This window comes from Maribacter sp. 4G9, from assembly GCF_002742265.1.
Classification (GTDB): domain Bacteria; phylum Bacteroidota; class Bacteroidia; order Flavobacteriales; family Flavobacteriaceae; genus Maribacter.
On sequence record NZ_MDGL01000017.1, the window covers coordinates 1 to 9389 of the forward strand.

The 9389-nt window shown below is 36.6% G+C and carries 11 protein-coding genes; 4 read left to right on the forward strand and 7 right to left on the reverse strand.

All coding sequences use genetic code 11. From position 1 onward, the window contains the following. Positions 1-287 precede the first annotated feature (287 nt). Positions 288-809, reverse strand: coding sequence for a hypothetical protein (locus tag BFP75_RS01895; protein WP_099542991.1), 522 nt, complete (start codon positions 807-809; stop codon positions 288-290). Positions 810-939: 130 nt separating this feature from the next. Between BFP75_RS01895 and BFP75_RS21660 the strand changes: the two genes are divergently transcribed. Next, complete coding sequence (locus tag BFP75_RS21660) at positions 940-1098, forward strand: hypothetical protein (protein ID WP_165776517.1); 159 nt, start codon at positions 940-942, stop codon at positions 1096-1098. Between the two features lie 159 nt (positions 1099-1257). Here BFP75_RS21660 and BFP75_RS01900 read toward each other — a convergent pair whose 3' ends face one another. The 4 genes from BFP75_RS01900 to BFP75_RS01915 form a co-directional block, all read right to left on the reverse strand. Next, positions 1258-1845, reverse strand: a complete 588-nt coding sequence (locus tag BFP75_RS01900) for a glutathione peroxidase (RefSeq protein WP_073098402.1) — start codon at positions 1843-1845, stop codon at positions 1258-1260. A 96-nt stretch (positions 1846-1941) separates the two neighbouring features. Further along, positions 1942-2835 (reverse strand): dioxygenase, encoded by an 894-nt coding sequence (locus BFP75_RS01905; protein WP_084097626.1) that lies wholly within the window; start codon positions 2833-2835, stop codon positions 1942-1944. Positions 2836-2841: 6 nt separating this feature from the next. Beyond that, complete coding sequence (locus tag BFP75_RS01910) at positions 2842-3249, reverse strand: DoxX family protein (protein ID WP_099542992.1); 408 nt, start codon at positions 3247-3249, stop codon at positions 2842-2844. 4 nt (positions 3250-3253) lie between these two features. Then, entirely contained in the window at positions 3254-4135 is an 882-nt protein-coding gene (locus tag BFP75_RS01915) for an SDR family oxidoreductase (RefSeq protein WP_073098406.1), read from the reverse strand. A 129-nt stretch (positions 4136-4264) separates the two neighbouring features. Here BFP75_RS01915 and BFP75_RS01920 point away from each other — a divergent pair, with 129 nt between their 5' ends. Continuing rightward, positions 4265-4654: a winged helix-turn-helix transcriptional regulator gene (locus BFP75_RS01920; protein WP_026750972.1), complete on the forward strand. Its 390-nt coding sequence runs from the start codon at positions 4265-4267 to the stop codon at positions 4652-4654. Between the two features lie 216 nt (positions 4655-4870). After that, a complete protein-coding gene (locus tag BFP75_RS21665; RefSeq protein ID WP_165776521.1) occupies positions 4871-5029 on the forward strand; it encodes a hypothetical protein in 159 nt (52 codons plus the stop codon). 148 nt (positions 5030-5177) lie between these two features. On the opposite strand, the gene BFP75_RS01925 is transcribed toward BFP75_RS21665, so the two are convergent. Further along, positions 5178-7385: a S41 family peptidase gene (locus tag BFP75_RS01925; protein ID WP_099542993.1), complete on the reverse strand. Its 2208-nt coding sequence runs from the start codon at positions 7383-7385 to the stop codon at positions 5178-5180. Between the two features lie 132 nt (positions 7386-7517). On the opposite strand from BFP75_RS01925, the gene BFP75_RS21670 reads away from it, so the two are divergent. Next, positions 7518-7676 carry a hypothetical protein gene (locus tag BFP75_RS21670; protein WP_165776519.1) on the forward strand — a complete coding sequence of 53 codons (159 nt, stop codon included), beginning with the start codon at positions 7518-7520 and terminating at the stop codon, positions 7674-7676. 151 nt (positions 7677-7827) lie between these two features. Here BFP75_RS21670 and BFP75_RS01930 read toward each other — a convergent pair whose 3' ends face one another. After that, entirely contained in the window at positions 7828-9183 is a 1356-nt protein-coding gene (locus BFP75_RS01930) for an amidohydrolase family protein (protein ID WP_099542994.1), read from the reverse strand. Positions 9184-9389 lie beyond the last annotated feature (206 nt).

The following is a 9389-nucleotide window of genomic DNA, read 5'->3' on the forward strand; positions in this document are numbered from 1 at the left end:
TGTATCACATATAGGATGCCGAGCAAGTTATATGGTATTGAATGGTTGATAATCCTATCGGAATTATCAACGATTCAACACCCCAAAACCATCATTATGAAGTAATTGAAAATTAAATACTAACTTTAGAGAACTGGACTAGGGCTTTTCATAGGATACATTGTTGGCAGTAGGTTTTTATTTCTTTCCACCATCTGACTTCGGTGATATTTTCGGCTCATTGCTTTTAACCACTCTGTTTGTTGGTGGTTTTGGCGGTTTTGGTGGCGGTTTCGGTTTGTCTTTACTCATATTATTTGTTTTAATAGAAACACAATAAATGTGATGAATGTTAATATTAACGATATTATTATACTCCTTTTTGCTAAAAATAACTGAAAGGTTCTAAAAATGTTCAAATCAGTATTGGAATCTATACATTCGATAAAATTGGTGATTAAAGATTCTTCAAATTCAGATTCCACTTTTTTTTCTTTCTCATTGTAAAATTCAGACAACTCTTTTCTGTATTTTTCATAATCTTTAGCAGAACCAGTTATTTCGTATTCATAGCCTTTAATTCCATTATTGTATGAAATAATAATTCTAAAAATTCCGAGACATAAAATAATAAATGTCAGTCCAATAAATCCTAAAATCACATAATCGATAGTGTTTAAACATTCGTAATTCAAACTTTTTGCAAAATATGAAACAGCTCCGAAAATCAGAGTGACAATTAAAATCGGAATGTTGATTGACTTATCAAGGTCATCTTTTTTCTTTAACTCATTTTCGTATGAATTCCTATAATGATTAAATCTGTCCATAAAGTTTGTTCAACTTACTGCCAACGCAGGGCTATGTGAAGCCACGTTACGGATTTTAAATTTACGCAACTTGTTGGGATAAATTTACAAATACGTGTTGAACGTGGCCAGGTTGCATATAGCCGTTGATATGTACAGTTTTCCTCGATGGCGCCTAAAGGTGATAGGTTGGATGGTCCCTCATCCTACGGATTATGCAAACTGGCATGGCCCTGCGATGATGTACAAATCCCAAGGGGCGGGAATTGGAGCCTTTGGCGACAATGTAGCGACTTGGGTTCACCTTTAGGTGAATTGTACATCATCGTTTTGCAGCTACCCGAAGGTGGCGATTTCGAAGCACTTCACTGTCAACCAAGCACAAACTTTGATATAAGCACAAAGCTTGATTTAACCACTGAACCGCCACTTTTGGGTAGGTGCTGTTAGCGGCTGTGGTTCCCTATTGCTATTCAACTGCTTCCAAAAATTCATCGTCCAATGGCGAAATTGAAGGTCCGAAATAGTTTGTGAGATTTCCTTTCTCGTCAATCACATATTTACTAAAATTCCAATCTGGTTGATGGTTATTCCAACCATTTGCTTTGCTGTCCGTAAGCCATTTATAAAGTGGTTGTTGTTCCTCGTTTTTTATTACCACTCCTTTTTTTGCTATTGGAAATGATACACCATAATTCACCTTGCAAAATTGTGAAATTTCGTTATCATTGCTTTTTTCCTGTTCCATAAAGTCGTTGGCAGGAAAAGCAATTATAGCCAATTTGTCGCCTAATTTTTCGTGTAGTTTTTGTAATTCGGCATATTGTCCTGTGTAACCACAATTTGAAGCAGTATTTACAATCAAAACTTTCTTTCCCGAATAGGCAGAAAAGTCAATTGGTTTTCCATTGTTCAATGTTGCCTTTTGTTCGTAGAAAGGAACTGTTGGTGCCGTTTTACTTTCATTGTTTAAAACCGTGCCGTTTTTGCCAATTTTAGCCGCTATGCGAGTAAACGGATAAAGAAAACGCAATGCTTTTTGTTTGAACGTTGCCATAATCTGTTTGTTTTTATTGTTGAACCTTATGAGTATATTCTCTATCTAATTTTTAAGTTCATAAAATTATCTATTGCGTATGTGCTTGACCCGTCACTATCCTATTATGAAACTTCGTTCGCTAAATGCAGGAATTGTTGGCTCAGCTTCGTAGAAATATTTGATTTCATCACTGCTGTCCGTAAGCCCTAAGCTGTATAGCAAAGGCACGTAGTGGTCGGGGGTGGGGGCGGCTAACTTACCCAACTTATGACTGTTTTGGTAATTAATGAGATTGGCAAAGTTTCGTGCATTAATTTGTTGTTTGAGCCAAGCATCATATTCCGCTTCCCAACCGTAAAGGGTCATATCATTTTTTCGCATTTTTTGTCCTGCCAACTGCAAGTTATGGATAAGCGCACCGCTGCCTATTATTAGCACCCCTTTGTTACGCAAAGATTTTAATTGTTTGCCCAACTCATAATGGTATTCGGGTTTGGCGTAATAGTCAATGCTCAGCTGGAAAACAGGAATATTGGCATCGGGAAATAAGTGCATCAGCATTGGCCATGCACCGTGGTCTAATCCCCAATCGGTTGTTTCCGAAACGGAAGGAACGATTTTCTTTACTTCGCGGGCAATATCAGGCGAGCCTTTGGCTTTGTAATATACCTTGTAGTATTCTTCGGGAAAACCATAATAATCGTAAATCTGTTTTTGTTCGGGCGATATGTTTACGAACGTGCCTTTTGTGCACCAATGGGCTGATACAACCAACGCAGCTTTTACTTCATGACTCTTTTGCAGGGTAATTCCTAAATCATAAAGCTTTTGCCAAAATGCTCGTTCACTTCTTGAAACTGGAATATCCATTGGGTTTCCATGAGAGGTAAACAGCACAGGCATTTTTTTACCTTGTGAAGGAAGTGCGTCAGTAAAATTTTTAAAACTGCTTAATGTTCCCATTGCGGTTAAAGCTAAAATTGATTGAAGAAATTCTTTGCGTTCCATAGTGATTTATGCTTTGGGTTGAATAGGCGCTTTTTTATATCTACCCCATGCTATGAAAACTGCGATTGCTCCTAAAATCAAATTAATACCTAATGCTTGATATTCGGCATTGGATATATGATATATAAAAGCCAATACCATAATAATAAAAAGACCCAAAGCTGCCAATGGCGTAAAAATTGGTTTAATGCGCAACAAGGCAGGCAGTAAAAGCCCGATACCGCCAAGCAATTCAGAAATACCAATGAACCTGACCATGCCTGCAGAAAAGTCATTTACCCAAGTCATTGATTGACTAAGCTCTTCAATGGGTTGTGTTGCTTTCATGATTCCTGCCATTAAAAACATGGCTGCCAGTAATACCTGTGCCACCCACAAGGCAATATTCAGGGTTTTATTGTTCTTCTTTTCCATTTATTTACTTTTTGAATTTAGATAAAAGATATTCTTGGACAGTGGTTGGTTTACGACTAAGCAATTGTGTTAAATCAGTGGTAGAAATATTCATAGTATCGGCTGCAAAAGCAACTGCAAATGCTGTAAACATACGTGCGTAATCCTCCGGAACCCCATGTTGCATTAAGGTTTGCTGATAAACTTCTGGTTCGGGAGAAACATAGTTGATCGCAACTCCGGTAACTTCAGAAATGTGCTTCGCAATTTCCCCAAACGATACAGGTTGTTCGATACCGATGTTGTAAGTTTTATTTTCGTGTCCGCCTGTAGTTAAAACATTAGCAAGCGCTTCTGCAATTTCGTTTCGCAATACAAAATTTATTTTTCCCTCACCTGCCGGAACAAAAATGGTTTTGGTTTCCAATATCTGTTCCCCCACATAATCCATCAACATATCCATATAAAAACCGTTTGCAAAAATGGTATAGGTAATTTCGGATTCTTTAAGGTATTTTTCTGTTTTCACATGATCTTCGGCTATAAACCACAGCGGAGATGTTGGGTCTTCATGGGTTCTCATAAAACCTGTGTAGATGATATGCTTCACACCATTTTCTTTAGCAGCTTTGATTGCATTGATGTGCTGCACCGCTCTGCTTTTGGTCATTTCGCTGGAAGAAATCAGAAGCATAGTTTCTACGCCTTGCATTGCAGTGCGTAAGGAATCAAAATCATCATAGTTGCCTATTTTGACATCTATACCTTTAGATTTTAATTCTGCTGCCTTCGCTTCATCTCTTGCCAATGCTGAAATTTGTTTTGCTGCAATTCCTTTTTGAAGCAAAAAGTTAATAGTTGATTTTCCTAATTGTCCTGTTGCTCCTGTGATGAATACTTTGCTCATAATTTTTTTATTTTTTTAGTGAAACATTTTTTTAACCGGACAAAGATACTACTTTTGCTATACTTTAGTAACTACTATACCATAATATATCGCTATACTTTGGTATAGCATAAGTAAATAAAAAATAAAATGAGCAGAATATCAGAATTAGTTAAGGTAAAGAAATGTTCGGGAGAGTTTGTTTTAGCCGTAAACGACACGATGAACGTTTTAAATGGCAAATGGAAACTGCCCATTATAGGTTCTTTGCTCTATGGTAAAAAACGCTTCAAGGAATTGGAAAGGGAAATTCCTAAAATCACGCCCCGTATGCTTTCCAAAGAGCTGAAAGACCTGGAAGTTAATAGCATAGTAACCCGCACTGTTTATAATACCACTCCTGTTACTATAGAGTATGAATTGACGAAATCGGGAAATTCGCTCAATACGGTTTTGGATGCTATGATAGGATGGGGCTTGCAACACCGCAAAATGGTAATCGGAAAAAAGGAGAAGGTTGCTGAAACTGTCAGAGTTTAACAAAGTGGTGGACTTTTTTTAAATTTTTTTACTGTGTCGGCAGGTCGTGTATTTGTCTGTCAGAGGTCGGTCGGTTGGGTATTGCGGTTTCGTCCTACCATTGCCGCTAACGCAGGGCTATGTGAAGCCACGTTACGGATTTTAAATTTACGCAACTTGTTGGGATAAATTTACAAATACGTGTTGAACGTGGCCAGGTTGCATATAGCCGTTGATATGTACAGTTTTCCTCGATGGCGCCTAAAGGTGATAGGTTGGATGGTCCCTCATCCTACGGATTATGCAAACTGGCATGGCCCTGCGATGATGTACATTTCCCAAGGGGCGGGAATTGGAGCCTTTGGCGACAATGTAGCGACTTGGGTTCACCTTTAGGTGAATTGTACATCATCGTTTAGTATATGAAAAGTAGGCGATTTCGAAGCACGAAACTTTCGGTTACGCACAACGTTTGATACGATCCAAAACCTTTAATTTTACTACTATTTCGCCTATTTTTTATATACATTGTTCTCTGCAGGTTTTATTCCTTCACGATGATTTCAATCGCTTTTTCAAGCAATTCGTCTTTTTTTTGTCTTATTCCTTCAATGGTTGGCTCAACCTCAATGTCGGGTACTATTCCTATTCTTTGAGTTTCATCTCCGTTTGGATAATTTACCCCAATTCCTGAAATCATTGTTCTTAATCCTCCGGGAAGCATTATTGCTGATACGTTTCCGTCTGCTCCTGCTGTTGTACTTCCAATAATTGTTGTATTATCTCCTGCTCTAAAAGCCATTGACGTATATTCTGCTTGACTTTGAGATAATTCATTGACTAATACAACTAATTTCCCCTTGTAAGTTTTGCCTTGACTCGGAATTTCTAAATTACTTGTAAATGTAAATTCGCCTGGGTTATCAACATTTCCGTTCGTAAATTTCACAAAAGGTGTGAAAGAAGAAACGAAATAAGAACCTAAACTAAAAGGAACAAAAGTTGACGGATAATTACGGATGTCAATGATGATTCCTTTAGTGTTTTTAAATTCATCTTTGATTTGTGCAATATCATCTTCTTTGATTGTCTGAAGTGTAACATAGCCTATGTTGTTATCCAACATTTTAAAGGATTTACCATCACTTTTTTTGTACCAACGATAAATGTCAAGGCTATCTTTTGGGTATAGCTTAAGATTCTTTGTTTGAGGTTTGGAATTACCCGAAACAATCTCAATTTCAATATTATTCGAGTTTGAGCGTAAAAGGTCTGCCGAAATATCTCGTAGTCTTGTTGGCTCATTAGAAGCTGGATAATATTTAGATTTTTCATTTACGATTTTGTCGATGGGGTTACCATTTATTTTGGTAATTACATCACCAATTTTTAATCCAACTTCGTTTTTTAATTCTTGATTATAATAATCTGTGACAACCAAATGATTTTCGATAAAACGAACGTGTATTGGTGGATAGTTTGAGCCTTTCCATTCATCAATTTTGTCCGCTCCACCCCAAAGATTTGCGTGAGTATCTTGTATATCTCCAATTATCTGAACTGTTGCCAATTCATATTCCAACTCATTTTTTGCATTTATGAATAGCGGAATATAATTTTTTAATTTTTTGTTCCAATCTTCATCCATTAAGTGTTTGTACGGAAAAAAGTAGTTTATCATATTCCAATACCGATAAAGTGATAGTAGTCTAAAGCCATCATCTGGGTAAGGCATATTTGAATATGGATTTTCATTCTTAAATTCGGGGTTGCCAACATTTGTAGTCATCCCGATATAATAGTGTTTACCTTGGGAACGGTTGTTGTAAACGTAAAGCAATTTGTTTTTCAAATCTGCACTTTGATTGTTAATCCATTCCATATCGGGTTTTAGAAAAGCATCTTCATCTGTCGGCTGACATTTTGTACATTCTTTTACTTGACCAAATGAGTCAATCCAATCAAGAAGAAGTTTATCTCTTTTGATAGTGTTTTCTGCCTTAACGTATTGTGGTAAGAACCTAAAAAGTTCATAGTCCCAATTGTAGTTTCCATTTGCAATTTCGGAATGATGATATTTGAGAAATCCCCAAACTCTACCTAATAATTCGAGGTTTTCTATATTATCGGTGGTTAAATTTGAAAACTCAATTAAAGACCCATTATCAAATTCCTTATCAAGCTGTGCTTTTGACAATTTTTTTTCGACTTCTTTCAGTGTTTGAACATTTTTACCGTCAATTGATAAAACAAAATCGTCAAACCAAGCTTCTCCTTTTCCCGAAAGTATTCCTGCAATGAAAATATTTTCTGCTTCTTCTGGATAATCAAGTGTTATAGTGTACTTCTGCCAATCTTTAGTTCCCGTTATATTTTGATTTTGCATATTGTCAAATGCCAAAGAAGTACCATTCCAGTCAACTCTTAACAACAAACCTGCAAATCCGTTTTCAACATCTTTGATTTTCATAAAACCCTCAAGTCTTATTTCTTTTCCTTCATAGTTTGCAGGGATTTTGTATGCAATACTTCCAAAAGAACTTCCTGTTTGGTCAGATGTGATTTTTCCTGATTTTGTTCCTGAATGAGCAACGGAATCTGTTGTTAATTCATAATTACCCCATTTAAACCATCCATCAGAAAGTGATGCACTCTCACTCTGTTTTTCAAAACCGAGATTATGTTTTTCAGGTTCTTGGGCTTGACAACTGATTGAAACAATTGTCAGTAATACTATTAGTGTTTTTTTCATCGATTCGTTTTTCAACTTGCAGAGAACGCAGGGCTATGTGAAGCCACGTTACGGATTTTAAATTTACGCAACTTGTTGGGATAAATTTACAAATACGTGTTGAACGTGGCCAGGTTGCATATAGCCGTTGATATGTACAGTTTTCCTCGATGGCGCCTAAAGGTGATAGGCTGGGTGGTCCCTCATCCTACGGATTATGCAAACTGGCATGGCCCTGCGATGATGTACAAATCCCAAGGGGCGGGAATTGGAGCCTTTGGCGACAATGTAGCGACTTGGGTTCACCTTTAGGTGAATTGTACATCATCGGTCTCGTATAACCGTCAGTTACGGATTTATCTGCGTTAATTTTCGGTTTAGCACAGCCTTTTAGCAATTCTGAGTGGATTCAGACGCAGTCGAATCCGCCGTAATTGCGGTTATACATTGTTGGCATACGTTTTTATTCCGTCCTTTTATATTCTATTCCGTTTTTATATACTGAAAATACTGTTCGTATATTTTCAATGTTTTCCATAGGGTTTTGAGATAGAATTACAAGATTCGCTTTCTTTCCGATTGCAATCGAGCCGTGTGTATCTTCAATTCCAATCGCCTTAGCATTGTTCAAAGTTGCAGCTTTAATCGACTCGATATTTGTCAATCCACATTCGTTCAACAGAATAATTTCATCCTGCACCCATTTAATATTTGAGTTAAAATCTGTTCCTGCTGCTATCATAACTCCGTTATCATAAGCCGCTTTAGTAATTCTTTTGGCCCAACTGTCCATCGCTACTAAATCCATCTTACCTGCGGCATTCGATAGATGTTTAGTTGGACTTGTTTTTTGAGCGTTCTGATTTTTTTTTGGCTTTGAACCACGTAATTTCATACTCCAAGCTGAAAGTGTTGGCTCAAAGATGATATTGTTCGACCTCATTTTTTCAAACAACTCTATAAATTCAGGGGCTGATACATTAGTGTTTTTAAAGTCTTGAAGTGGTACAGATTTTCGTATTGACTCATTGAAGGATAATGGCATATTTTTTTCCAATTCAAAAATCATTCCTATACTATGCGATAACACATTAACTTTAGCGTTAACGGCATCTAATGGTTTGCTAGGAAAAATGCTCGAATGGCTCCATACTTTTAGGCCTTTTTCGTGAGCAAGTTCAGTAAGCTTTAACAATAATTCAGGACTTACGTTGGAATAAACCTTTAAGCCAGTTACACCAGCTTCTTTGGCTTCCTCAACAATTGTTTCCAAATTAGTTTCATCAGTTATCAGTCTCATCCAAGGTGCTGAACCCGGTTCAAACCCCATTGCGGCAAATTTGGTTCGAGGGTCTTTTAAAAAAGTTGGTCCAAATATAGTAGCAGAGTAATAGATATTAGGGCCATTGAGATTTCCGTTTATTATTTCCTTATTTAAAGACTGGTAAATTCTTGCATCGCCACCCATATCTCTTACGGAAGTAACTCCTGAATAAAGTAATTTAGATAAAATTTCTTTTCGGTTTTTTGGTCTGAACAGGTGTACGTGTGAATCTATAAGTCCTGGAATAATAAACTTTCCATTTAAGTCAATAATCTTTAAATCGCTTTCTAAGATTATTGAATCAGTTGATTTAATAGATTTTATCTTATCATCCTGAATCAGTATTGTCATATTCTCCATTTGTCGAGAATTTTCAACATCAATTATTGTTGCATTCGTAAATGCAAAAGAACTCCCAGAGTTTGTTTGAGCAAGCGCATCATTATAAAGAGTCGTAAAAACTGTAAGTACAATGACTATTATTAGATTTCTCATAATTCTGGATTTTTAAGTTCGTATTAAATGTTCGTTAAGGTACATTGTTTACAAAAGTTATAGATACATACTTTACACTAAATTAGTCTCTAACCTTACTGATTGTTCCTTAGTTCTTAATTCATTTTCGTTAAAGTAGCCTAAAAATACGTTTCTATAAAATACTCTCCATATTCCGTTTCCCATTTCTAAGGCACCTATGTATT

Coding starts and splice junctions, on each gene's coding strand:
- BFP75_RS01895 (WP_099542991.1), bottom strand. CDS start 809: ATGGACAGATTTAATCATTATAGGAATTCATACGAAAATGAGTTAAAG.
- BFP75_RS21660 (WP_165776517.1), top strand. CDS start 940: ATGTACAGTTTTCCTCGATGGCGCCTAAAGGTGATAGGTTGGATGGTC.
- BFP75_RS01900 (WP_073098402.1), bottom strand. CDS start 1,845: ATGGCAACGTTCAAACAAAAAGCATTGCGTTTTCTTTATCCGTTTACT.
- BFP75_RS01905 (WP_084097626.1), bottom strand. CDS start 2,835: ATGGAACGCAAAGAATTTCTTCAATCAATTTTAGCTTTAACCGCAATG.
- BFP75_RS01910 (WP_099542992.1), bottom strand. CDS start 3,249: ATGGAAAAGAAGAACAATAAAACCCTGAATATTGCCTTGTGGGTGGCA.
- BFP75_RS01915 (WP_073098406.1), bottom strand. CDS start 4,135: ATGAGCAAAGTATTCATCACAGGAGCAACAGGACAATTAGGAAAATCA.
- BFP75_RS01920 (WP_026750972.1), top strand. CDS start 4,265: ATGAGCAGAATATCAGAATTAGTTAAGGTAAAGAAATGTTCGGGAGAG.
- BFP75_RS21665 (WP_165776521.1), top strand. CDS start 4,871: ATGTACAGTTTTCCTCGATGGCGCCTAAAGGTGATAGGTTGGATGGTC.
- BFP75_RS01925 (WP_099542993.1), bottom strand. CDS start 7,385: ATGAAAAAAACACTAATAGTATTACTGACAATTGTTTCAATCAGTTGT.
- BFP75_RS21670 (WP_165776519.1), top strand. CDS start 7,518: ATGTACAGTTTTCCTCGATGGCGCCTAAAGGTGATAGGCTGGGTGGTC.
- BFP75_RS01930 (WP_099542994.1), bottom strand. CDS start 9,183: ATGAGAAATCTAATAATAGTCATTGTACTTACAGTTTTTACGACTCTT.